Source organism: Bacillota bacterium LX-D (genome assembly GCA_031628995.1).
In the GTDB taxonomy this organism is placed as follows: Bacteria; Bacillota; DUOV01; order DUOV01; family Zhaonellaceae; genus JAVLUO01.
The window spans coordinates 202950-228350 of record JAVLUO010000003.1 but is presented as its reverse complement, the minus strand read 5'-3'; the positions used below and the strand labels follow the sequence as shown (position 1 = coordinate 228350).

Sequence of the window (25401 nt, the reverse complement as noted above, 5' to 3'; positions counted from 1 at the left end):
CGCGATGGACACCCTTGTCTTAGGCTAACGGTTGGCACTATCAACCCCCGTATCGGACTTTCACCGACGAGCAAGCGCCCATGCTAGGCGCACAAAAACAGGGCTGCTGACTTTTATTTGTCAGCAGCCCTGTTTTTATTTAAGAAGTTCCTTTAATTCATTATCTATATCCAGTAATTTTTTATTTATTTCTTCACCTGTTGCCACTATCTTTTCCATAGCCTTTTTCATTTCTGTTTCGTTTCTTTGATTTCGAGCATTTTTCAATTCTATCCAATTAGTTTTTTGTTTGTCCCAAAGTACCTTTAAATCTTGCTGCATTGTTTTAATATCCTTTAAAGAAGAGCAATATTCCTTGGCAATTTCTTTCTTTTTTTCTTTTCTAGCCTTTTTAATCTCTGCAGCCACTAATTTTCGATCTGCTTTGATTTGCTCTTTTATGGTTTTTCTTTCCGCTTTCAACTCAAGTAACCTTTGATAGCCATCTAATTTTTTTACTTTAACTTTAGCGGCCTTAGCTTTATTTGCTTTTTCCTTAATTCCTTTAACTTTGGCCGCTTTACTAAAGTTGTGTTCTTTATATTCTTCCTGATTAGTAGTTACCACTACCTTCGTAACGTCATTTCCGTCGGCCGCACTAACGGGCAATGCATTGTATCCAATGCCTCCTAAAAACATTATACTGGCCATTGCCCATGGCAATATTTTTTTCATGTGCATCATCCTCTCCTTTTATTGAATTTATCACTATTTTAAAACTAAAATGTAAATAAAATTTATGGTAACTGTAAAAGAAATGTCAATTTGGAAAATAAAACAGTTTGGAACAACCGATGTAATATCTGCATACATTAATTTTACTAAAGTTTCCAGGAAAAGGTTGTTTCCTTGCTTGACATGCAAAGGTCCGAACAACCAGTAGAAAAAAAGATAATTGGCACATATATTTCAGTAACATCTTTTAAAATTTGTGGTAAAATATATAACAAATTAGATTAGCTGAGTTTAGTAAATTTTAAATTTAATATGAATTGAACCGAGTTTAAATGAGCTGAGGAGAGCTGAGTTGAGCAAAGGTTTTTTTATGCGTGCTTTAAACCAGGTTGAGACAGCCTGGTTTTTTTATTTTTATCTACTTATTGGGGGATTTTCTATGAAGAAATTATTAATGGGTAACGAAGCAATTGCTTACGGAGCCCTAGAAGCAAGTATAGATATAGTTACTGGGTATCCCGGTACTCCATCAACTGAAATTTTTACAACTTTGGCAGAACTGGCACCAGCGCATCAGATTAAAGTCCAATGGTCCGTAAATGAAAAGGTAGCACTGGAGGTAGCTGCTGGTGCAGCTTATACAGGGGCAAGGGCTTTAGTTACTATGAAACAAGTAGGTTTAAATGTAGCAGCGGACCCATTAATGACCTTAGCTTATATTGGGGTTAAAGGTGGTTTAGTTATTGCCGTTGCCGATGATCCAGGTCCCCATAGCTCCCAAAACGAACAAGACACTAGGAAATTTGCAGCTTTTGCCAAATTACCTGTTTTAGACCCAAGCACTCCTCAAGAAGCCAAAGATATGGTCAAGGCAGCTTTTGTCCTCTCAGAGGAATTAGGTTTGCCCGTTATTTTACGGCCTACTACACGTACCTGCCATTCCTGTCAGGACGTTGAGATAGAAGCTGAAATTTCAAGACAGAGTAGAGAAAAAACTTTTATCAAAGACCCAGGGTGGGTTATTTTACCCGGTTTGGCTCTGAAAAAGCATGCTTGGTTAAATGCTCAGCAAGAGAAAGCCGCCCAAATCTTTACGCAAAGTTCTTTCAATAGTATTAAACCAGGTCAAGGCACTTGGGGCATTATAACTGGTGGAGTTTCCTATAGCTATGTTCAAGAAGCTATGCAGGCTCTAGGGTTGGATATACCCGTTCTCAAAGTAGGTACCCCTTATCCCTTGCCTACAGCTTTAGTGCAAAATTTCTTACAACAAGTCCAAAAAGTTTTAGTTATTGAAGAACAAGAACCTGTTATAGAAGATCAAGTTTTAAAAATCATTGCCTTAAATAAGTATTCTCACACCCTGCGAGGTAAACATGATGGGTTAGTGCCTCGAGAAGGGGAATTTAATGTAGATAAAGTTTTAGCTGTAATAGCTGAGTGTCTGGATATAGCACTGCCAGAAGATATCCCTCAAGCTGAGCTTCCAGCTTTACCCCAAAGGCCGCCTATTTTATGTGCAGGCTGCCCTCACCGTGCTTCTTTTTACGAATATAAAAAAGCTGCTCAAGGAAAAAATGCTATTTTTACAGGCGACATTGGCTGTTATACTTTAGGCTTTGGAGCTCCTTTAGATGCCGTAGATACTTGCTTATGTATGGGAGCCAGCATTTCCATGGGAACAGGTCTTAACTTGGCAGAACCTGAACGAAAAATTGTGGCCTTCTTAGGAGATTCTACCTTCTTTCACACAGGCATTCCTGGACTAATTAATGCAGTCCATAATCAGGCTCAGTTAACATTAGTAGTTTTAGATAACCGTACCACAGCAATGACAGGACATCAAACCAATCCCGGGTTAGGTAAAAATGCTGCTGGGCAGGAAGTTGAAGCTTTAGACATAACGCAAATTGCTAAAGCCTGTGGTGCAAAATTTGTGGCAACCGTTGATCCCTATGATTATAAGTCCTCCTTGGCCACTGCCAAAGAAGCGCTGGATTTTCCGGGCGTATCTGTAGTTGTCATGCAAAGAGAATGCATTGCTGTAACTAAGCAAAAAAACTTACCTTTAGTAGTCGATAGAGAAAAATGTATTAACTGTGGAGTATGCATAGAAAAACTAGGCTGCCCTGCTTTAGCTCAAAGCGACCATGGTCCCATCATTGGCGATTCATGCAATGGCTGTACCTTATGCAGTCAGATTTGTCCTGCTCATGCAATTTTAATAGGGGGTGCAGCATAATGAAAGAAGTTTTTAACATTATTATTGCCGGAGTCGGGGGACAAGGAAATGTACTTGCTTCCCGTATTTTGGCCAGAGCAGCTATGGAACAGAGATTACATGTACGCACCTCTGAGGCTATCGGCATGGCACAAAGAGAAGGTTCTGTATCAAGCCAAGTTCGTATAGGTGTGGAAGATGTTGGTCCTTTAGTTCCTGATCAAAAAGCTGATCTGATTCTAGGCTTAGAACTTGCAGAGACAGTTCGGGCCCTACCTAAACTTAAAACTAATGGTTTAGTCATCTCCAACACAGCTACTATTTTGCCTATTTCTGTGGCTTTAGGCAAAAGTACTTACAATACTGAAGAATTATTAAATTTCTTAAAAGCAAAGGTACAAAACATTTATTTACTCAATGCTACCGCCTTAGCTAACCGGGCCGGAACCTATAAAGCCGCTAATATAGTTTTACTTGGAGCTTTAGCAGCACTAAACAAGCTGCCTTTTTCCGGCAGCAATTTGCTAGAAGTTATTTTCAATTCTATTCCCCCTAAGCTCCATGACATTAATAGAACAGCTTTTACTTTAGGTGTAGAAGCTATGGGAGGTAGATTATAATGGGTCTTGCTGCTCAATCTGTTCCTAAAGAAAATAAAAGTTTTGATTACGAAAATCTTTTTACTGTCCAAGGAGAAAAGCTTCGGGTCCTAATGGAGAGAATCTATTGCAATTCTCCTTTTTATAAACAGAAATTAGATCAAGCAGGGATTAAGCCTGTTGATATTCGTACTATTAGGGATTTAAGCCAAGTTCCTTTTACCACCAAGGCAGAATTACGTCAGTCTTACCCCCTTGGTCTGCAGGCAGTTCCCGATGAATTAGTTGTCCGGATTCATTCCTCCTCAGGAACTACTGGAAAGCCTGTAATCATTCCTTATACAGCAACTGACGTTGCAACTTGGTCAGAAATGATGGCTCGCTGTCTTAGCCTCGTGGGTGTTTCTAACAAGGATCGTGTACAAATAACACCAGGTTATGGACTCTGGACAGCAGGCATAGGTTTTCAAACTGGGGTAGAAAAAGTAGGTGCCATGGCTGTTCCAACTGGTCCCGGAAACACGGAAAAACAATTGGAACTAATGGAGGATCTTAAAACTACAGTCTTAATTGGCACCTCCTCCTATGGTCTCCTGCTGGCAGAAGAAATTAAAAGCAGGAATTTAAGCGACCGTATTAATTTACGCATAGGCGTTTTTGGCAGCGAACGCTGGGGAGATAAAATGCGCAGCCGCATTGAAGAAATTTTAGGAATTGATACTTTTGATATTTATGGACTTACAGAAATTTATGGTCCAGGTATTGCCATCGACTGTCCCTATCATCAAGGCATGCACTATTGGAGCGATCATTTACTATTTGAAATTATCGACCCTGTAACGGGAGAACAGCTGCCTCCAGGTCAGCAGGGTGAGCTAGTAATTACTACTTTAACTAAAGAAGGTATGCCCTTACTACGTTATCGCACCCATGACTTGACAAAGCTTTTATTAGAGTCCTGCCCTTGCGGCAGTCCTTATCCTATGTTAGACCGTATTTTAGGTAGAACTGATGAAATGATTAAAATCAAAGGTGTCAATATTTACCCAGGGCAAATTGACCATGTAATCAAATTATCTGCCCAGGCCAGCAGCGAATACCAAGTTATTTTAACCCGTAAACAAGGGAAAGATAGTATTTTACTAAAAGTCGAAGGCAATGAAAATGCAAATCGGGAATTGTTAGCTAGGGAAATTCAGCAACATATTAAAACGAAAATTGGTGTTCATTCTGACGTGCAAGTTGTTGACTACGGCAGCCTGCCTCGCTCGGAGAAAAAAAGCAAACGTGTTCTTGATTTACGGGAAAATATTTAAGCTGAAAAAAACAGCATGACTTACTGAAAAGTCATGCTGTTTTTTAAATTAGTGATTAGTTTGGTTGAAATTCTTGATAATCCTTCACTGACTGAATTTTATAGCCATGCTGTTTTAAAACGTCGACAATGGGATCTACATCCGTAGTATTTAGGCGAATAACAATTAGTGTTTGCTCTCCCCTATCGCGAAAAGCAGCAATGCGTGCAATATTAGCACCATAATCTCGGATTACCTCAGCAACATCTGCTAAAACACCTGGCTTATCAGCTACTTCTAATGTAATTCTCGTTCCAGCATCCCGGACACCTAGTATATCAATAAAAGCATCAAAGATATTTGTTTCCGTAACAATTCCTACGAGCTTCCCATTTTCCAAAACAGGTAAGGCACCTACATTATGCTCACGCATTAACAGTGCCGCTTCCTCGATATAAGCATCTGGGGATATTGTTACTACTGTTTGATCCTTAGGTAATACATCGGAAATTTTCATTTTAGCTAATAAATAGTTAATTTCAAAGACACTTAAAGAGGTGGCAGGTGAAGGAGATACTTCGCTTAAATCTCGATCTGTAACAATACCTACCAATTTTTCTTTCTCCATCACCGGTAAACGGCGTATACTATTTTTTCTCATTAAGTCCAGTGCTTCTGCTATAGTAGTTTGCCGGTTAATTGTAATAGGATTTTCAGTCATCCGTGATCTTACGTACAACTTAAACTCCTCCCAACTAAAGCTTACCCACCAAGATAAGCTTTTTTAATTTGTTCACTTTCAGCTAGCTCTGCCGCTGAGCCTGAGGCGACAACCCGACCTGTTTCCAGCACATAAGCACGGTTAGCAATAGATAAAGCCATATTTGCATTCTGCTCTACTAGTAGTATAGTAGTTCCTGACTCATTTATTTCTTTAATAATGGAAAAAATTTCTTTAACTAAAATAGGTGCCAGTCCCATGGAAGGCTCATCTAAAAGCATTAGTTTGGGCTGGGACATTAAAGCCCTACCCATGGCCAACATTTGTTGCTCGCCACCGCTTAAAGTTCCTGCTAGCTGGGCAGCACGTTCTTTCAAACGTGGGAACTTAATAAAAACTTTCTCCAAAGTTTCATTAATTCCCTGCTTATCTTTCCTTAAATAAGCGCCCATTTCTAAATTTTCCAGAACTGTTAGATTGGCAAAAACACGCCGTCCTTCAGGCACTTGGGAAATGCCTTTTTTTACAATTTGCTGTGCAGGCACACCGGTAATTTTAGAGTCCTTAAAAGTAATTTCCCCTTTTTTAGGGCGGATTAATCCTGAAATTGTTTGTAATGTTGTGGTTTTGCCGGCACCGTTGGCACCAATTAGGGTTACAATTTCTCCTTCATTAACTTCTAATGAAACTCCTTTAATAGCATGAATTGCTCCATAAAAGACATCTATATTTTCTACTTTAAGCATTTTTAGCCTCCTCTCCTAGGTAGGCTTCGATAACCCGTTTATTATTCATAATCTCCTGTGGTGTCCCTTGAGCAATAATTTTGCCATAATCTAGCACGTAAATGCGCTGGCAAATACCCATAACTAAAGACATATCGTGTTCGATCAGTAAAATCGTCAACCCAAACTCATCTCTAATCTTCTTAATTAGATTCATTAGCTCATGAGTTTCCTGTGGATTCATTCCTGCTGCCGGCTCGTCTAAAAGCAATAATTTCGGTTTAGCAGCTAAAGCCCGAACTATTTCCAATTTGCGCTGCTCTCCGTAAGGCATGTTTTTCGCTAACTCATTGGCCTTTTCTTTCAAGCCGAAAATATCTAATAGTTTCAGGGCTTCCTCAGTCATAGCATTTTCCTTAGCATTATAAGGAGGCAACCGCAATAAGGCATTTAGCACATTGTACTTTCCATGCCAATGATTAGCTACTTTAACATTGTCTAGTACAGAAAGGGAATCAAACAAACGAATATTTTGGAAGGTTCTAGCTATGCCTCGGTAAGTAACTTGGTATGGCTTGAGATTGCTAATATTCTGGCCTTCCATTAGAATATCCCCGCTAGAAGGTGTGTAGACACCCGTTAAAAGATTAAAAACAGTAGTCTTACCAGCACCATTGGGACCTATTAGCCCGACTAATTCACCTTGGTTCAATTCTATATCCAGGTTGGAAACAGCAGACAAACCGCCAAAGGTTTTCGTCAGGTCATTAGTTTTCAGCATGTCCCCGTTTCCCTCCTTCATATTTCTTAAATAAAGTTTGCAAAGTAAACTCTTTGGCACCCATTAGGCCTTGAGGCCGAAAAACCATAATGATAATTAATAGGATTGAGTAAATTACCATCCGTAAAGCACCAAAATCAATTAATAAGGAATTTATGCCCGTTACAGCAATGGCAGCAATAATTGAGCCTGTAATACTTCCTAAACCTCCAAAGACAACCATAACTAAAGCATCAAAAGAACGCATAAAGGTAAATGTAGTGGGCTGAATTAGGAAATAATAATGTGCATATAGGGCACCGGCAATGCCCGCGAAAAAAGCACCCATACTAAAAGCAAATGTTTTATAATATGTTGTATTAATACCCATAGTTTCGGCAGCTATCTCATTGTCACGGATGGCTATACATGCTCTGCCGTGGGTTGAATTAATAAAGTTACTAATAATTAAAACTGTAAATACAGTAAATAAATATAACCAGGAAAAAGTTGTTAACTGAGGAATGCCATTTAGACCAGCAGCTCCCCCAACATACTCAATATTTACTAATAAACCCCTAATTATTTCGCCAAAGCCTAAAGTTGCAATGGCTAAATAGTCACCTTTAAGACGCAATGTTGGTAAACCAATAATTATACCAATAATACCAGAAACTAAGGCACCTGCTAAAACTGCCACAATGAAAGGCTGGCCAAGTTTTAAGGTCATTACAGCTGAAACGTAGGCACCGATTGCCATAAAACCAGCATGCCCCAAAGCCAATTGTCCTGTAAAACCAACAATTAAATTTAGACTAACAGCTGCAATAATATTGATACCCATTAAAAATAAACTTACTTGCTGATATGGATCGATAATTTGAGCCACATTTATAGCAAAATAAATTGCCCCATATATAGCTAAAAGAATGACGGCAATGAGGATATTTTTTAACTTCATTTCCTTCACCTACACTTTCTCGCGGGTATCTTTACCTAAAAGGCCCGTAGGTTTCACAATTAAAATTAAAATTAAAATACCAAAAACTACTACGTCGCGGAAATTTGTGCTCCAGTAACCGCTAACAAAGGTTTCTGTAATTCCTAAAATAAAGCCCCCTGTCATTGCACCTGGAATTAATCCAATCCCACCTAGTACTGCTGCCACGAAGGCTTTAAGGCCGGGCATTAAACCCATTAAAGGCTGAATAGTCTGGTAATACAAACCTAAAAGCACACCAGCTACAGCGGCCAAAGCTGATCCGATAGCAAAGGTAAATGAAATAACTGAATCCGTGTTAATTCCCATCAGTAAGGCTGCATCTTTGTCGTAAGAAACTGCCCGCATAGCTTTACCAATTTTTGTACGCCTAACTATAAATTGCAGCATCACCATCATTAGTACAGTTACTACTAAGATAATAATTTGGTGACTAGTGATAGTCACTTTGTCATTAAAAAAATGATAAGCAATTTTCGGCACAGCCATAGGGAAAGGCTTATAATCTGTTCCTAAAACATAAAGGCCTCCGTTTTCTAGCAGCAAAGAAACTCCAATAGCTGTAATTAAAGCAGCTAACCTAGTAGAATTACGCAACGGTTTGTAAGCAATTCTCTCAATCAGGATTCCAAGGACAGCAGAAAGTACCATGGCAATTATCATTGCTACAAAAAAATTAAGGTTAAAAACAGTAATTGCCAAAAAAGCAATATAAGCTCCAACCATTAAAACATCCCCATGGGCAAAATTGATTAATTGAATAATTCCGTAAACCATTGTATAGCCCAAAGCTATTAAGGCATAGATACTTCCCAGGGAAAGACCATTTAAAAGTTGAGCAATAAACATTTCCACTATAACACCCCCTATACTTAGGTTTAATAATATTTGTGCAATAGATAATCTTCAATTTTTTATAATATACGGCGGTTCAATGGAATTAATGCATGAATGAATATCTTTCACTTATTGACTGTAAACCTATTGTTCAGTCTTCCCACGGCGTAGATATCCACCACGGTACTATAACCTCTGCTGACTTCTGACAGTTCAGCCATACTTCACTGCATGGGTTGCTGCTTCTGAGTATACATCACAGCTTATCTGTCAGACCTCCTCAGGTAAGAATGCTTACTTTCCCTCCATCTATCTGCTACATTTACACCGCTCATTTCGGATAGTTTTGGGCTTCGTTTGTGTGGCAAACTCATCCGGCAGGCATATGCCTTATATGTAGTTCGTGTTCCTCAGACCAGAGCTTTACCGCCGGCTTCCTTCAGATTCCACCTCACAATGGACACCCTTGTCTTAGGCTAACGGTTGGCATTATCAACCCCCGTATGGGACTTTCACCGACAAGCAAGCGCCCATGCCGGGCGCACCACAAAAAAAGGGGGAGAACCCCCTTTTTTTACTTAAATTATTGCTGTGGAGCAATTTTTGTCTTTAAGGTTTGTTCTCCGTTCTTTAATTCAATAATAGTAATTTCTTTAATTGGATTATGTTTTTCATCAAATGAAAGTTTACCTGTTACTGCATCAAAATCTTTAGTTTGAGCTAAAGCATCTTTAATTGCTATGGGGTCTGTTGAATTTGCTCTTTTAATCGCATCAGCTAGCAAATAAGCAGCGTCATAACCTAAAGCAGCAAAAGAATCGGGAACTTTATTATATTTTGCTTCATATGCCTTTACAAATTTTTGTACCTTTTCACTTGGGTCATTTGAGGAGTAATGATTTGTAAAGTAAGTACCATTTAAAGCATCTTTACCGGCAATTTTAACTAAATCAGGAGAATCCCAACCATCTGCACCTAAGAAAGGAGCTGTAATACCGATTTCACGTGCTTGACTAATAATTTTAGCTACTTTTTCATAATAAGCAGGTATATAAATTAATTCAGCACCAGCATTTTTAAATTTAGTTAATGTAGGCCTAAATTCTTGGTCATCAGCAGTAAAACCTTCTTCAGCAACTACTGTACCACCAAGTTTAGCAATTTCTTCTTTAAATACTTTATATAAACCTTTACTATAATCATTTGTATTATCGTAGTAAATAGCTACTTTCTTAACTTTTAAATCATTAGCGGCAAAATTAGCACCTGCAATTGCCTGGGGTGGGTCTGTAAAGCAGGTACGGAATACAAAGTCTCTTGTTTGCTTTGTTTGTGGATCTACAGTTACATCAAGATTTGTAGCTGCTGTTGCAATCAAAGGAATTTTACCTTGAGTAATAACAGGAATTACACTTAAACAAGCACCACTAGTTGCCGGACCCATTTGTGCAATAACTTTTTCTTGGGATACTAATTTGGTGGAAACACTTAAAGCTTCCGCAGAATCAGATTTGTTATCAAGGACCACTGCCTCAATTTTTTTGCCGTTGACCCCGCCAGCAGCATTGATTTCGTCAAAAGCTAATAAAATTGCATTTTTAGTATTGGTACCATATGTAGCAACTGCACCTGATAATTCATAGTTAATACCAACTTTAATCGTATCACCTTTAGCTGCATCTCCGCCTTCTTTTGCTTCTTGCTTGCTGCAGCCGGTTACTAGTAATGTAGCACCTAGTATTGCTACTACTAACAACCCCATCCACTTACGCATTTTCATTTTTAAACCTCCCTAAATTCAATTCAAATAAAACATTCTGCTAAAAATTGGTACTCTCTCCCCTCCCTAAAAAAGACAATTGCTTGTCCGAATATCAATTTAAACGTTAATCCTTTTAGTCTATACAATAAATTATATAGCAGGCCGAAAAGAACGTCAATTATAAGAATTTTAGGAAAATCTCATCATCTTAAACTTTTTAGATTTTTAAATTCGGACTTTCTTTTTCAGCAAAGCAAATACTACTGCACTAGAGATAAATAAACCTAAATAACCTAAGACAGGGTAAATAGCCGTAATTAAGTGAACAAAACCGTAGGGTGTTAAAATACTTGCTGCCAAAAGGAAAAATAATGTCCAACCTAGTGTTGAACCCCTGAATTTTTGAATCATTCTTTGCACTAAGGCAAAAATATTGGCAACGGCTGTAGTAATTATCTCTAGCCACAGCACCGCAGCATAAAAATAATTTAGGATAGGGCTAGTTTTCTGAGCCAAGTAAAGCATGGGAATTTCTATGTTTTCAACCTCATTAAAGTTGTGAAATAACGCTAAGCCAATTAAAAATGCAATTATACCTAAGCCAATTCCCCCCAAAAACCCTCCCCAAATATCTTTTTGTGAAGAAATACTTAAAGATGTTAACATTACAGCCCCAAGAATAATATTATAGGATACATATAAAATACTAGCCAACAACCAATTACCACCTGCTAAGGTTAGTTTATGGGCTATAAATTGTTGGGCAGAATTGGAGCTTTGGATCGAACCTAAAGAAACTAAAACAGTAATTAAAATTAAAACAGGAATCACTATACTATTAAATACAATGACCCCTTTTTCCCCTGCTGCTACAGTAACTAGAATCACCATATATGTAATCAGCAAGCTTGGCAGTAAGGGCATGGCGAATTGTTGCTTTAAAGCAGCCGTACTGCAGGCAAGCATTACTACTAAACCAGCAAAAAGAACAAAAGAAAGTAAAACATCAGCAAATTTTCCCCAAAACAATCCTAAGGAATGGTTGAGAAACTGATCATAAGAGTTAATTTTGCATTTGAAATTATAGGCTAAAATAAAACTTCCTAGGATAGAGAATAAAATTGCTGCAAAGATAATTCCCCACAAACCCGGTCTGCCAAATTGGATAAAAAACTGGAGTATCTCCTGTCCTGATGCAAACCCGGCACCAATAACAGCACCAATATAACAACTGGCAATACCAAAAGAGCGTTGCCATCCTTTATTCAAGAAGACACCTCCTCAAAATCTAATGCTCTATCTAATGATATGCATGAAAAGTAAAATCTTTCCCAAGTATGAAGTTATACTTTTTTAAATACCCAAAGTTTAATTTATTGCATAAAAATTTTATTTTTTACATATAATGTAGGTACACATTTGACTTTGTCAGGAGGATAGCAATGTCGACCTTTCCTTTTCTATCTCGTTTAAACGCTCAAGATCCAAAAACTAATCCAATGGAAATACAACTGCCTAAAAAAATTAAACATCATTTTCAAGAACCATACATAACTGAAAGGTTAGGATACACATTTTTTCAATATATTCAACAGCTAAACCAAGACTTTTCTAGGCCTATTGTAATTGTTTCTATTGGCACCGATCGTTCCACAGGTGATAGTTTAGGTCCTTTAGTAGGAACAAAATTAGCAGCAATGGAACATGAAATGCACATTTTTGGTACCTTAGACGATCCTGTTCATGCAACTAACCTTTCTGCTAAACTTGATCTAATTAATGAAAAATATTTCAAACCCTTAATTGTAGCAGTAGACGCTTCTCTAGGAGGTTCTGAAAGTGTTGGTTTAATTACCTTATCTCAAGGAGCCTTAAAACCAGGTACTGGTGTAAATAAAAATCTACAAGAAGTAGGGGATATGAATTTTACTGGAATTGTCAATGTGGGGGGGTATATGGAGTATCTTGTTTTACAAAACACTCGCTTAGGAATTGTTTGGAAAATGGCTGAATCTATTGCCCAAAGTATTTTCAGAGGGTATCAGTTGGCACACTCTTATTTTGTAAATCATTTAGTGCAATCTACCCAATAAAAAAATGGCTCGAGAGCCATTATATTTTTTGCAATAATGCTTTATTGATTGCGCTTTCTTCTTCGGCAGTCAATTTATATGTAGAAGTGCCCCCTTCTACAGGTTTAGCATAGCACCAAGATTGATCCCGTCCGTAAAGGCTGCTAATAACTACTCCATTACATTTACCGTCCAACATAGCAACAGAAAAACTTAAGTCACTGCCCATTTCCTGAAAAGCGTTATACCGTACAAGACCTACATTTTGGACAGTGTAACTTAAATCATGCTCTATCTTTTTAACTATTTGTTCTAAAAGATTTAAGTTTTCGGAACAACTGTCTACTTTTTGACGATAATCCATAATTAGCTGTTCTATATTTTGTCCTTCGTAGCCGGACATCATGCCAAGATATTTTTCCTCCAGTTTTCCTTTACTGCGTACTAATTTTATTAACCAGATTAAGATTAGTAGATTTAAAAGCATTAATCCTACAATAATATTAGTTAAGTTATTAGTGATAAAGTAACTAATATTGTTCCATACTTCTAGCATTACTGGCACCCCGATCCTCAAATTAAATCAAGAGAAAAAAAGAAAATATTAAGCAAAATAAGCAAATAAACAAGCAAAAATAATCGATGGTAATAAATTGCCTACTGGAACTGATTTAATTTTCAAGATATTTAAACCAATAGCAAAAATTAAAACTCCTCCCGTAGCTTTCATAGCAGCAATTACAGCAGCAGTTAGAAAAGGTTGAATCCAAGAAGCTAAAAGGGTAATTGAACCCTGATAGATGAAAACCGGTATAGCCGAAAATGCAACACCGATACCTAAAGTAGATGAAAAAATAATCGCACTTATGCCGTCTAAGATTGATTTGGCAAATAATGTTTGATGAGATCCGGTTAAACCGCTTTCTAATGAACCCATAATGGCCATGGCTCCAACACAATAAACAAGACTGGCCGTAACAAAGGCCTTAGCAAAAGCACTTTCCTTATTTCCTTTATTCACTATTGACTGCAACCATTCTCCCAATCTTTCTAACCAATACTCTAATCTCAATAATTCTCCCGCAATTCCTCCTAAAACTAAACTAGCAATAATAATTATGATATTATCAGTTGCTAAAAACATTTGTGTACCAATAACTAATACGCCTAAACCTACTGCCTGCATCACTGTACTACTAATATTTTCAGAAAACTTAGCTCCTAAAAACTTTCCTAGCAGGCCACCGGCTATAATAGCTAAAACATTGACTATTGTTCCGAACATAGTTAGACTCCTCATCCAATATATTGTTACCAATTATTTTAACACATAATATTGTCCTAAGCATAAAAAAAAGCAAGCAGTACTGTGCTTACTTTTATTTCTTCGCTATCTGGCAGCTTAAGCAGTATCTAGTTAATTATGATTCCAAATAAGGCTGCAGATCATCATCAATTGTGGAAAATTCCCCTTCTAAGGTAATTAATCCATGATCAGTAAGTTCTTTAGCCACTTGGTAAAGAGAACCTCTTTTTTCCTCAGGAAGCCTTGCCACAAATTCATTTATTTCTTTGGGAGGTACATTGTTTTTAAACTTTATTCCACCGTACTTTAAATATTTATCATCCATTAAAATCACTCCTATCTTTAGGAAAAACTACATTTCCTATTTATTATTCTTCCTTATATTATTTTGCTTATACTAAAAAAACCGACCATCTAGCTATGGCCGGCAAAAAGAAAGCTGCTTAAATTTAAATTGGCTAGGTTTTCACTAACCACTTCTTTTACCTATTTTTGGTTGTTTCACGTGAAACATTAAAGAATCTGTAAAAGTTCTAGAATTCGATTAAGATCTTCTTTATTATAATACTCTATTTCTATTTTGCCTTTTTTATGTTTATGGATTAAATTGACTTTAGTGCTAAAAAACTGTTTCAATTTTTCTTCTAAAGCAGCTATTTCCGGATCATAATTTTGCCTGTTGTTATTTTTTTTAGGTTTTTCTTCATGCTGCTCTGCATTTAATAACTGAACACTTTTAACTAATTTTTCCGTATCTCGGACAGTTAAACCTTCCGACACTATTTTTTCTGCCAATTTGATTTGTCCTGCTTCAGGCAATATTAAAAGGGCTCTGGCATGACCTGTAGATATTTTACCATCAATGACAAACTCTTTAATTTTTTCCGGTAAATTTAGTAACCGCAGAGAATTTGCCAAGTAAGACCTACTTTTAGCAACCTTTTGAGCTAATTCTTCTTGGGTTAAATTAAATTCTTCCAATAATACTTTATAAGCCCATGCTTCCTCAATAGGGTTTAAATCTTCCCTTTGAATATTTTCAATTAAAGCTATTTCCGTAATTTCTTGCTCAGAATAATCTTTTATGACAGCTGGTATTGTTTTTAAGCCAGCAATTTGACTAGCTCTCCATCTTCTTTCGCCAGCTACTAATTCGTACTTATTATTTTTTTTGCGCACAACTATGGGCTGTACCACTCCATGCTCTTTAATAGATAAGGCTAATTCTTCCAAAGCAGATTGATTAAAGTCTCTGCGTGGTTGAAACTTGTTTGGCATAATTTCCTTAATATCTAATTCCAAAATTTGAGAACTGTTTTTTTCGTCTAATTCTTCATCGTTATCTACTGAGGTAGGTATTAAAGCACCTAATCCTCTACCTAACCCCTTTTTAGCCAACTTCCATCACTTCCTTGGCCAGTTCTTGATATACTTCAGCGCCCCTTGAGCGAGGATCATATAAAATAATTGGCTTACCATGACTAGGTGCTTCACTTAAGCGTACATTTCTTGGAACAATGCTGCTAAAAACTTTTCCTTGAAAATGTGTTTTGACCTCGTCAACAACTTGAATAGAAAGATTTGTCCGAGCATCAAACATAGTTAAAACTACGCCTTCAAGGTCTAAATCCGGATTAAGATGTTTTTGAACTAATTGAATTGTATTCATCAATTGTCCTAAACCTTCCAGAGCATAATATTCACATTGAATAGGTATTAAAACACTATCGGCAGCCGTTAAGGCATTTAGAGTTAAAAGCCCCAGAGATGGAGGGCAATCAATCAGTATATATTCGTAATTTTCCCTTTGGGGTTCTAACGATTTTTTTAATTTTGATTCCCTGGAAATTGCAGACACAAGTTCAATCTCCGCCCCGGCTAGTTGAATAGTTGCAGGAACAACATCTAAACCTTCAATGGCAGTTGCATGCTTTACACTTCTCACAGATGCACCATTAATTAGGACATCATAAATGCAGTGTTGAAGTTCATCCCTATTAACACCTAATCCGCTGCTAGCATTACCTTGAGGGTCTATATCTACAACTAAAACTTTTTTCCCTTGATAGGCTAAACATGCTCCTAGGTTCACAGCAGTTGTTGTTTTTGCAACCCCACCTTTTTGATTAGCAATTGCAATAATTTTTCCCATTATTTACACCACCATCATACTTTTTACATCTAATTTAATGGGTATCATTTAACATATTCAACAACTCATAAGCAGTTCCTGCAAAAATATAAATGTTTCACGTGAAACAATTTAAAAATAGGGTGCACGACACTTGACTGAGAAATGGCAATAAAATAGCAGAGGTCCCGCTGACGATTTAAGTGTCCTCTGCATCTTATAGTAAACATATTTTATTGAAATACCTACTACCTTATAATCTTTAATTAAGCACTTCTTTCTAATATAAACTCTATAGCCAATTTCCTTAAGTAGTGGAAATGAATACTTTGCCTTCAAATTGTGCTTGTAACATTATATCAATAACTTGCTGGAGTATTTCTTCCTTTTCTATCCTCCGTAAGTTACTATTTTGGATGTATGAAGTTATGCTTTTATACTTATCCCCCATTACTCTATCAATATTTTTTTTAATCTTATTCCAGGATGACATAAAATCTTCTAATTCATTTTTCCCCTCTTCCGTGAGATAGTAGTATTTTCTCCTAGGCCCTAAAGGAGACTCTTTCATAACAGAGTATAGTAACTTTTTCTTCTCCAGTCATATAAGTATAGGATATACACTACCTTCGGAAACCTCTTGAAATCCATATTCTATTCATCTTTCACATATCTCATAACTATAAGTCTCATTTCTACTAACAATTTTTAATATGCAACCTTCAAGTAATCCCTTTAGTATTTGCGTGACATTAGCCAAATAATTACCTACTTTGTATTACATAATAGTATATATAATATATCTTCAGCTACTATGTATTGTCTAGTAGCGTTTAAATAAAAAAACTCAAAGGAGTTTACAGTTTGTAGACAAAGCTCCCATGTATTATGGAGCAAAACAAGTCCAGCTCCATAATACATGGAAGCTAATAAGAATTTGTCTTCAGTCTGAAACCTCCAAAAAGGAGGTTATCACCCTGTGGAGGGTAACTAAATGTTTCACGTGAAACAATTTTATTTATTATTTTAAAGGACTTTTTTCAGGCTGCCCGGCTTTCCTTGGGTATTTGGCAGGGGTAAGGGCAACTTTTTTAAACAATAGTACACTCCTTTGATCTTCAGTTGGAGGCAAAGTGTAAAAGAATACTTTCTTTAATTCTCCACCTAAAATTTTTACAGCATTTTTTCCCTCAGCCAATTCATGATCATAATCTGGTCCTTTAGCCGCCGCAAATTTCCCACCAACTTTAACTAAGGGTAAACAATATTCAACTAAAACAGGTAGTGAAGCAACTGCCCTAGATAAAACTAAGTCATACTTTTCTCGATAATCATCATTTTTGCCTATGTCTTCCGCTCTTCCATGAACCAGCTCTATGTTCTTTAAATCCAAAATTTTAATAACCTCAGCTAAAAAATTAATTCTCTTACGCAAAGAGTCTACTAAAGTAATAGGTAAATCAGGCTGCCAAATTTTCAATGGAATACCTGGAAAACCTGCTCCTGTCCCTAAATCAAGTACCTTATTTACATTAAGTACACCAGCATTTTTAGCATAAAGCAAAGAATCTATAAAATGTTTGCTGATAATTCCTGCTTCATCTTTAATAGCAGTTAAATTCATCACTTTATTCCACTCTTGCAGCAAAGTCATAAATTGCTGTAATTTTTCTAGTTGATCTTCCTTTAATAAAATTTCCTCTTTCTTCAGTTTAGACTGAAGCAAATCCCAACTATTCATTTTTTGCTCCTTGTCTCCGTTGCTGTTCAAGATAAATGAGAAGTACATTAATATCAGCTGGTGATACTCCGGAAATTCTTGATGCTTGCCCCAGGGATTCAGGTTTGATTGCATTTAACTTTTCCTGTGCTTCCCTAGATAGACCTAAAATTTTGGCATAATCTATTCCTTCAGGAAGTTTTTTATTTTCTAATTTATTAAACCTTTCCACTTGGGACATTTGTTTTTTAATGTAACCTTCATATTTAATTTGAATATCTACCTGTTCAGCAGCTGCTTCCGTTAAAGGTACTTCCGGACTATATAAAGCAGCTAATTCTTCATATTTAACTTCTGGTCTGCGCAATAAATCAAGAAGAGTGGCACCAGTTTTTAAAGGGGTGCTATTGGCCTGCACTAAATATTTTTTCAATATCTCATCACTTGGAGCTACTGTAGTCCTAGCCAGACGTTGAATTTCTTTGTCAATTTGCTCTCTTTTAGCAGTAAATTGAGCATAGCGCTCTGCACTAATTAATCCTAATTTATACCCATAAGGTGTTAAACGTAAATCAGCATTATCTTCTCTTAAAATTAATCTATATTCGGCACGGGAAGTCATAATCCGGTAGGGCTCGTTGGTGCCTTTTGTTACTAAATCATCGATTAAGACTCCAATATAACTTTCGGAGCGTTTAAGAATAAAAGGTTCTTCCCCTCTAATTTTTAATACTGCATTGATGCCAGCAATTATTCCTTGAGCTGCCGCTTCTTCATAACCAGAGGTCCCATTAATTTGACCGGCAGTAAAAAGACCCGATACTTTTTTACACTCTAAAGACAACTTTAATTGTGTCGGCACAACGTAATCATATTCAATAGCGTAACCTGGTCTAAGCATTTCCACATTTTCCAAACCTGGAATGCTATGAAGCATTGCCACCTGCACATCTTCTGGCAAACTAGTTGATAAACCTTGTACATACATTTCTGTTGTAAATTGTCCTTCTGGTTCTAAGAAAATTTGGTGGCTAGGTTTATCAGCAAAATTAACAATTTTACTTTCAATAGAAGGACAATACCTTGGTCCTACGCTTTCAATGACACCGCTGTATAAAGGGGCTCTATGCAAATTATCTTTGATTATCTGATGAGTTTTCTCATTAGTATAGGTTAACCAGCATGAAATGCTGGGTCGTTTTAAATCCCGGCTAGTAAAAGAAAAGTAAAGAGGATTGTCATCACCTGGCTGTTCAATTAATTTGCTAAAATCAACACTTTTCCTATCTACCCGAGGAGGCGTCCCTGTTTTAAATCTGCCTAGCTCTAATCCTATTTCCTTTAAACTTCTTGATAAATTAGGAACAGACTGCTGCCCATTGGGGCCGCCGCTGTAATTCACGTCGCCAATGATAATTCTGCTGACTAAATATGTTCCCGATGTTAAGATAACTGCTTGGGCGGCAAAACTAGCACCTGTTTGAGTTACTACCCCTTCTACTTGTCCCTGATCGGAAATTAAAATCTTTTCAGCCATAGCTTGTTTAACTGTTAAATTTTCCTGTCTTTCTAAAGTTCTAATCATTTCCATCTGATAAAGCTTTTTATCGGACTGAGCCCTTAAAGCATGAACTGCAGGACCTTTCGCAGTGTTTAATTTTCTAACTTGGATATATGTTAAGTCAGTATTAATCCCCATTTGCCCGCCTAAAGCATCAATTTCTCGCACTAGATGCCCTTTTCCAGGCCCCCCTACTGCAGGATTACAGGGCATTAAAGCTATGTTATCGATATTTAAGGTTAAAAGTAGCGTTTTGCAACCCATTCTAGCTGCTGCCAGGGCAGCTTCACAGCCAGCATGTCCACCTCCAATAACAATAACTTCATAACTACCTGCCAAATAAGTCTCCAATTCCAATCAGCTCCTATTTCCCAATGCAAAAATCTGCAAAAATACGTTCTACTAAATCCTCTGTTACTGTTCCACCAGTAATTTCACCTAAAATTTCCCAAGCAGCACGTAAATCGATTGCTAAAAATTCCTCTGGTAAATTTTTTTTTAAAGCTTGCTCTGTTTCTGCTATATGCTTTTCTGTCCGCACTAAAGCTTCATAATGTCTTAATTTAGTAACAAGCAAATCATTACTAATGGCAATTTGCCCTTCTTGAAACAAAGCTTGGACAGCCTGACCTAATTCTTCTAAACCTAATTCTTCTTTTGCCGAAATAAACAGCACATTATCTTTGTATTTTTCTAACTCCAATACTGCTTCTTCAACTAAATCTATTTTATTAATTAATAATAAATACTTTTTCTCCGCCCTTTGCACTAGCTCTAAAATTTCCTGATCTTCTTTAGTAAGTCCTTGAACCGCATCTGCCATAACAAGTACTAAATCAGCTTCTTCCATAGCAGCTAAGCTTTTTTCCACCCCGATTTTTTCCACAATGTCTTCTGTGGACCTTATTCCTGCCGTATCCACAATTTTTAAGGACACACCGCCTAAGTTAATAAATTCCTCAATAATATCCCTAGTTGTTCCGGGAATATCAGTCACAATTGCCCTATTTTCTTTTAATAAAGCATTTAATAAACTTGATTTGCCCACATTAGGCCTGCCTACAATTACTGTCCTAATTCCGTCTCTATATACTTTACCTGTATTATAACTTTTAATTAAAGTACGGATAGTGCTTTTAATACTGCTTAGTTTTGCTTCTATTTGCTTATGGCTTAAAGCCTCAATTTCATCTTCCGGAAAATCAATAGCTGCTTCAAGGAACGCTAAAATCCCTAGTATTTCCTGACGTAAAGCAGTTATTTTTTGTGATAATTTTCCTTCAAGTTGATTAATAGCAGTTTCTAAACCTTTACGGCTGTTGGCATGAATAACATCTATAATTGCTTCTGCTTGTGCCAAATCCAGCCTACCATTTAAAAAAGCTCTTTTGCTAAATTCCCCCGGTTCAGCCAAACGAGCCCCTGATTGTAGAACCAACTCTAAAGTCAGCCTAAGAGGAAGGTAGCCGCCATGGCAATTTATTTCAACTACATCTTCTTTGGTAAAGCTTTTAGGGCCTTTCATTACAGCTACTAGAACTTCATCGATTATTTTTTCGCCATCCTGAATATATCCCAAATAAAGATGGTGTGACAATTTTTTTTGCCAATCATTTTGGTATTTTGGAACAAAAATTTTATCTATCAGTGCAATCGCGTCGGCACCGCTTATTCTGACAATACCTATACCTCCCTCACCTGGAGGGGTTGCGATGGCAGCAATGGTCTCGTCCATAAAATTCACCTCAAAAATTCATCTATCATAAAGTATAACCTAAATTCGCTAATATAAAAAAACCTAGTAATTAAATATTACCAGGTTAAACAAAAATTCGGTATTATATACTTTCTTGGCTTACCTTATTTTTTAAAGAGATAACTACCTTTCGATAAGGTTCTTGCCCTTCACTATAAGTCTGTACATAATTGTCATTTTGTAATGTGGTATGGATAATACGTCTTTCATGGGAATTCATAGGTTCTAAAACAACATTTTTACCCGTACGTTTAACTTTTTCAGAAAGACGCTGTGCTAAATTTATTAAAGTTTGTTCCCGGCGTTTACGGTATCCCTCCACATCCAGCAGCACATGGATCCTACGCTCAAATTTATGATTGACTGCTAAATTAGTTAAATATTGTAATGCATCAAGGGTTTCTCCACGTCGCCCAATTAAAATACCAAGTTGGGGTCCGCTAAAAGTAATTGCTAGTGTATCATTAGTTTCTTTTATTTCCACATTAACTTCTAAGTCCATTTCTGCAAAGACTTTGTTTAAAAAATCTAAAGCTACCTGGCTCGGCTTATCTTCCATAGTTATTCTGACCTTAGCCATTCTACAGCCTATAATTCCAAACAAACCTTTGCTAGGCTCCTCTAAAACTTCTACCTTGACATCTTCTTGCTTAACTTTAAGCTCTTTTAAGGCTGTTTCCACTGCTTCTTCGACTGTCTTAGCAGTAATCTCAACACTCCTCATCTTTCAGCAACTTCCTCCTTGGCAACAATTCGCTGTTTTTTAAGCAAAAATTGCTCTAAAGCACTAACAATACTATAAACTACCCAGTATAGAGCCAAACCAGATGCAAAACTTTTTGCAATCCAACCCATAAATAGTGGCATTATGTACAACATAGTCTTTTGTGTCGGATCTGTATTATTAGGAGTACTAGCCTTTTGTTGGACAAATGTAAAAACAGCCGCCAAAATTGGTAATATATATAATGGGTCCGGAACTCCTAAGTTAGGTATCCAGAAAAAAGTAGCATGTTCTAAGTTTACATAAGCTGGGTGTAATTTTGGATCAAAAAAAGTACGTAAAGCAGTAAATAAAGCAAATAATATCGGCATTTGTACTAATAAAGGTAAGCAGCCAGAAAAAGGATTTACTTTGTTTTTCTGGTACAATTCCATCATAGCTTGCTGTGCTTTTTGTTGATCATTTTTATACTTAGTTTGTATTTCCTTAAGCTTTGGCTGTAACTCTTGCATTGCCCTCATGGATTTGACTTGAATAGATGTTAAAGGAAACAAAAGCAGTTTAATAAAAACTGTAAACAAAATAATAGCAAATCCATAGTTAGGTATACCAGATATAGCGGTAATATTATAAAAAAACTGAATACTATCGGAAATAAAATTGACCAAAATCGACAAATAGCCCCTGCCTTATAAATAAAAGACAGGTTTCACCTCCTTATTTTATTATAAACCCCTTATTTAACTTTTTCTACTTTATGAAGGGTCATAACCTCCTGGAAAAAAAGGATTGCAGCGTATTATTCTCCAAAAGGTTTTAAAAAAACCCCTAAAAAAACCGTACTTTTCGAAAACTTCAATTGCATATTGAGAACATGTAGGATAAAATCTACACCTTCTAGGAAACAGTGGAGAGAAAAATTTTTGATATATTCTAATCAATTTAACAAATATTTTGCTCATACTGCCTCCTAAAATAGCACAAAAATTAAGAATTTTGCTTTAATAAATTAGCTTTAGAAAGCAAATTAATAATTTCTTCTTCGACTAAAACGTATTTAATTCCTTTAATTTTAGACCGGGCAACAAAAATAATGTTATACCCTTGGGCAAGCCTAGAATTGTTTAGCCTACAGCATTCTCTTAACCTGCGCTTAATTTTATTTCTTACAACTGCCTTACCAACTTTTTTCGAAATAGAAAAACCAAATTTATTAACACTTAAACCATTTTTTAAATAATACATAATTACGTATTGGCCAGTCAGATACTTCCCCTTATTGTATGTAATTTTATAATCCTTATTTTTTTTTAACCGGAAATCCCTTTTTAACAAGAAAATACCTCGCAATCAAGCCATAGAACATATTTATGTAAAATTTATCCTATTAACTTTGTATTTCCTATTATAAACAGCTTCAGCAAAAAATAGTCTTAAAAAATATAAAAGGCCACGACGGCGGCCTTATGCTGATAATTTCTTTCTCCCTTTTAAGCGTCTTCTTCTAATTACATTTTTTCCACCAGGAGTACTCATCCTGCTTAAAAAACCGTGAACTCTTTTATGTTTTCTATTTTTAGGTTGATATGTTCTTTTCATCTTCTACCCTCCAATCCAAATTCCTAATCTATTTTAGATTTTCATTTAGTATACTTCATAGACATATTAACAGAATTATAAGCATATTTATTTTCTTTGTCAAGTTCACTAATTATTTATAATTAGTAATTATATTAAATCAACTTATCCACATTGTGTATAATTTTGCATTGTGGATATATTTCTTGTGGAAAAGATTATTGAAGTTGTGGATAGTTTTTGTTATGATAAGATTGCAATTTTTCTTTACATAATTTAATTGATGTGGGGCATTTTTTTTTGTTTCTATTAGCTTTTCTTAGAATAATAAACTCTGAAAAACATTGATTTAGCAATACTTTGGTAGTTTTTAATTTTTATTTACTGCAAGAAATAATTCATATTTTTCTTTTAAAATTTACTAAACAGCTGTAGATAACTAAATATATTAAAGACTTAGTTTTTTCTATCCACAAGTTTGGACCTTAAAACTTGTGGATAACTAGTCTTTAGAACATGGAGGGTATTTTGAATGGATTTAGATGAAATATGGGGCAAAACACTTGATATTTTAGAAAATGAACTAAGCAAACCTAGCTTTGAAACATGGCTTAAATCAACTCAATTATTAGATCTTGATGAACATAAAGCCACCATTGGAGTGCCGAACGAATTTGCTAAAGACTGGCTCAAAGACAGATATTACAACTTAATTAAAAATACTATTCAATTAATTGTTGATCAGGACATAGAATTGAATTTTGTATTACCTTCAGCTAAGGAATATCTACAACATAGCGAAAAAGGTCAATATAAAAATAAAAATTCCCAGTCCACAATAGAAAATATTAATTTTTCTTTAGAATCCCCTCATCTAAATTCAAAATATACTTTTGAATCTTTTGTTATAGGAAATAGTAATAGATTTGCCCATGCTGCTTCTTTAGCAGTAGCTGAGACACCTGCAAAAACTTATAATCCTCTATTTATTTATGGTGGGGTAGGTTTAGGCAAAACTCACTTAATGCATGCCATTGGTCATTATGTTATAGAAAACTCAAATAACACTAAAGTGCTTTATGTTTCTTCGGAAAAATTTACAAATGAGTTAATTAACTCTATTCAAGATGGGCAAACAGTGGAATTTAGAAATAAATACAGAAATATTGATGTACTTTTAATTGATGATATACAATTTCTAGCCAAAAAAGAAAGAACTCAAGAAGAATTTTTCCACACCTTCAACGCTTTACATGATGCTAATAAACAAATTGTAATATCTAGTGATCGCCCACCTAAAGAAATTCCTACTTTAGAAGATCGTTTACGCTCACGCTTTGAATGGGGTTTAATTACTGATATTCAACCACCTGATTTTGAGACAAGAATTGCTATTTTAAGAAAAAAAGCCTTATCGGAGAATTTGCAAGTTCCTAATAACGTTATGGCTTCTATTGCCGAAAAAATTCAATCAAATATTAGAGAATTAGAAGGGGCCTTAATCCGAGTTGCTGCTTACGCTAATATTACTAAAAAAACTTACAATGAGGATATTGTAGATGAAGCATTAAGAGACCTTATTTCACCAAATAAGCCTCCAGAGATAACCATTGAAAGAATTCAAGAAAAAGTAGCAAGTCATTTTAATTTAAAGGTTGAAGATTTAAAGGCTAAAAAGAGAACAAAAAACGTAGCTTTTCCAAGGCAAATAGCTATGTATTTAATTAGAGAGATGACAGATAATTCACTGCCTCAAATTGGACAAGAATTTGGCGGAAGAGACCATACTACGGTAATGCACGCCTACGATAAAATTTCCAAAGAGTTAAAAAATAGTCGTTCCTTAGAAGAAACTATCAATTTACTAGTAACTCAAATAAAATCTAATTAACAAGTTGTGTATTATTCTAGTTATTAAT

General features: G+C 36.0%; 26 protein-coding genes and 1 pseudogene. 5 read left to right on the top strand and 22 right to left on the bottom strand.

Annotated elements, in window-relative coordinates:
- Positions 1-135: 135 nt before the first annotated feature.
- Positions 136-714 (bottom strand): hypothetical protein, encoded by a 579-nt coding sequence (locus RDV78_04965; protein MDS1029855.1) that lies wholly within the window; start codon positions 712-714, stop codon positions 136-138.
- A gap of 439 nt (positions 715-1153) precedes the next feature.
- On the opposite strand from RDV78_04965, the gene iorA reads away from it, so the two are divergent.
- The 3 genes from iorA to RDV78_04950 are packed head-to-tail and all read left to right on the top strand — an operon-like array spanning position 1154 to position 4850.
- On the top strand, positions 1154-2956 hold the full coding sequence (iorA, locus tag RDV78_04960; protein MDS1029854.1) for an indolepyruvate ferredoxin oxidoreductase subunit alpha: 1803 nt from the start codon (positions 1154-1156) through the stop codon (positions 2954-2956).
- Complete coding sequence (locus tag RDV78_04955) at positions 2956-3555, top strand: indolepyruvate oxidoreductase subunit beta (protein MDS1029853.1); 600 nt, start codon at positions 2956-2958, stop codon at positions 3553-3555. Before iorA ends, RDV78_04955 begins: the two co-directional genes overlap by 1 nt.
- A complete protein-coding gene (locus RDV78_04950) occupies positions 3555-4850 on the top strand; it encodes a phenylacetate--CoA ligase (GenBank protein ID MDS1029852.1) in 1296 nt (431 codons plus the stop codon). The genes RDV78_04955 and RDV78_04950 overlap by 1 nt, the downstream gene beginning before the upstream one ends.
- A gap of 55 nt (positions 4851-4905) precedes the next feature.
- Here RDV78_04950 and RDV78_04945 read toward each other — a convergent pair whose 3' ends face one another.
- The 7 genes from RDV78_04945 to RDV78_04915 all read right to left on the bottom strand — a co-directional run bounded on the left by RDV78_04945 (position 4906) and on the right by RDV78_04915 (position 11903).
- A complete protein-coding gene (locus RDV78_04945) occupies positions 4906-5568 on the bottom strand; it encodes a CBS and ACT domain-containing protein (protein MDS1029851.1) in 663 nt (220 codons plus the stop codon).
- Positions 5569-5591: 23 nt separating this feature from the next.
- On the bottom strand, positions 5592-6296 hold the full coding sequence (locus tag RDV78_04940) for an ABC transporter ATP-binding protein (GenBank protein MDS1029850.1): 705 nt from the start codon (positions 6294-6296) through the stop codon (positions 5592-5594).
- Positions 6289-7056, bottom strand: a complete 768-nt coding sequence (locus tag RDV78_04935; GenBank protein MDS1029849.1) for an ABC transporter ATP-binding protein — start codon at positions 7054-7056, stop codon at positions 6289-6291. Before RDV78_04935 ends, RDV78_04940 begins: the two co-directional genes overlap by 8 nt.
- On the bottom strand, positions 7043-7996 hold the full coding sequence (locus RDV78_04930) for a branched-chain amino acid ABC transporter permease (GenBank protein ID MDS1029848.1): 954 nt from the start codon (positions 7994-7996) through the stop codon (positions 7043-7045). Before RDV78_04930 ends, RDV78_04935 begins: the two co-directional genes overlap by 14 nt.
- A gap of 9 nt (positions 7997-8005) precedes the next feature.
- A complete protein-coding gene (locus RDV78_04925) occupies positions 8006-8890 on the bottom strand; it encodes a branched-chain amino acid ABC transporter permease (GenBank protein MDS1029847.1) in 885 nt (294 codons plus the stop codon).
- Positions 8891-9455: 565 nt separating this feature from the next.
- Positions 9456-10652, bottom strand: a complete 1197-nt coding sequence (locus RDV78_04920; GenBank protein ID MDS1029846.1) for an ABC transporter substrate-binding protein — start codon at positions 10650-10652, stop codon at positions 9456-9458.
- A gap of 207 nt (positions 10653-10859) precedes the next feature.
- Entirely contained in the window at positions 10860-11903 is a 1044-nt protein-coding gene (locus RDV78_04915) for a hypothetical protein (GenBank protein ID MDS1029845.1), read from the bottom strand.
- Between the two features lie 173 nt (positions 11904-12076).
- Here RDV78_04915 and yyaC point away from each other — a divergent pair, with 173 nt between their 5' ends.
- Positions 12077-12727 (top strand): spore protease YyaC, encoded by a 651-nt coding sequence (gene yyaC, locus RDV78_04910; GenBank protein MDS1029844.1) that lies wholly within the window; start codon positions 12077-12079, stop codon positions 12725-12727.
- Positions 12728-12746: 19 nt separating this feature from the next.
- Here yyaC and RDV78_04905 read toward each other — a convergent pair whose 3' ends face one another.
- The 14 genes and pseudogenes from RDV78_04905 to rpmH all read right to left on the bottom strand — a co-directional run bounded on the left by RDV78_04905 (position 12747) and on the right by rpmH (position 23503).
- Positions 12747-13262: a DUF4446 family protein gene (locus RDV78_04905; protein ID MDS1029843.1), complete on the bottom strand. Its 516-nt coding sequence runs from the start codon at positions 13260-13262 to the stop codon at positions 12747-12749.
- 48 nt (positions 13263-13310) lie between these two features.
- A complete protein-coding gene (locus tag RDV78_04900; protein MDS1029842.1) occupies positions 13311-13991 on the bottom strand; it encodes a DUF554 domain-containing protein in 681 nt (226 codons plus the stop codon).
- Positions 13992-14127: 136 nt separating this feature from the next.
- Complete coding sequence (locus RDV78_04895) at positions 14128-14337, bottom strand: hypothetical protein (protein MDS1029841.1); 210 nt, start codon at positions 14335-14337, stop codon at positions 14128-14130.
- Between the two features lie 188 nt (positions 14338-14525).
- Positions 14526-15410 (bottom strand): ParB/RepB/Spo0J family partition protein, encoded by an 885-nt coding sequence (locus RDV78_04890; protein ID MDS1029840.1) that lies wholly within the window; start codon positions 15408-15410, stop codon positions 14526-14528.
- Complete coding sequence (locus RDV78_04885; protein ID MDS1029839.1) at positions 15403-16164, bottom strand: AAA family ATPase; 762 nt, start codon at positions 16162-16164, stop codon at positions 15403-15405. Before RDV78_04885 ends, RDV78_04890 begins: the two co-directional genes overlap by 8 nt.
- A gap of 427 nt (positions 16165-16591) precedes the next feature.
- A pseudogene (locus tag RDV78_04880) lies at positions 16592-16903 on the bottom strand (PadR family transcriptional regulator).
- Between the two features lie 261 nt (positions 16904-17164).
- Positions 17165-17884 carry a 16S rRNA (guanine(527)-N(7))-methyltransferase RsmG gene (rsmG, locus tag RDV78_04875; protein MDS1029838.1) on the bottom strand — a complete coding sequence of 240 codons (720 nt, stop codon included), beginning with the start codon at positions 17882-17884 and terminating at the stop codon, positions 17165-17167.
- Positions 17877-19775, bottom strand: a complete 1899-nt coding sequence (gene mnmG / locus RDV78_04870; protein MDS1029837.1) for a tRNA uridine-5-carboxymethylaminomethyl(34) synthesis enzyme MnmG — start codon at positions 19773-19775, stop codon at positions 17877-17879. Before mnmG ends, rsmG begins: the two co-directional genes overlap by 8 nt.
- Positions 19776-19788: 13 nt before the next feature.
- Positions 19789-21159, bottom strand: coding sequence for a tRNA uridine-5-carboxymethylaminomethyl(34) synthesis GTPase MnmE (gene mnmE, locus RDV78_04865; protein MDS1029836.1), 1371 nt, complete (start codon positions 21157-21159; stop codon positions 19789-19791).
- Between the two features lie 103 nt (positions 21160-21262).
- Positions 21263-21904 (bottom strand): RNA-binding cell elongation regulator Jag/EloR, encoded by a 642-nt coding sequence (gene jag, locus RDV78_04860; GenBank protein ID MDS1029835.1) that lies wholly within the window; start codon positions 21902-21904, stop codon positions 21263-21265.
- On the bottom strand, positions 21901-22581 hold the full coding sequence (locus RDV78_04855; GenBank protein ID MDS1029834.1) for a YidC/Oxa1 family membrane protein insertase: 681 nt from the start codon (positions 22579-22581) through the stop codon (positions 21901-21903). The genes jag and RDV78_04855 overlap by 4 nt, the downstream gene beginning before the upstream one ends.
- 78 nt (positions 22582-22659) lie before the next feature.
- Positions 22660-22866 carry a membrane protein insertion efficiency factor YidD gene (gene yidD, locus RDV78_04850; GenBank protein ID MDS1029833.1) on the bottom strand — a complete coding sequence of 69 codons (207 nt, stop codon included), beginning with the start codon at positions 22864-22866 and terminating at the stop codon, positions 22660-22662.
- A 25-nt stretch (positions 22867-22891) separates the two neighbouring features.
- Positions 22892-23239: a ribonuclease P protein component gene (gene rnpA, locus RDV78_04845; GenBank protein MDS1029832.1), complete on the bottom strand. Its 348-nt coding sequence runs from the start codon at positions 23237-23239 to the stop codon at positions 22892-22894.
- 129 nt (positions 23240-23368) lie between these two features.
- Entirely contained in the window at positions 23369-23503 is a 135-nt protein-coding gene (gene rpmH / locus RDV78_04840; protein MDS1029831.1) for a 50S ribosomal protein L34, read from the bottom strand.
- Positions 23504-24014: 511 nt separating this feature from the next.
- Here rpmH and dnaA point away from each other — a divergent pair.
- Positions 24015-25373, top strand: coding sequence for a chromosomal replication initiator protein DnaA (dnaA, locus tag RDV78_04835; GenBank protein ID MDS1029830.1), 1359 nt, complete (start codon positions 24015-24017; stop codon positions 25371-25373).
- Positions 25374-25401 lie beyond the last annotated feature (28 nt).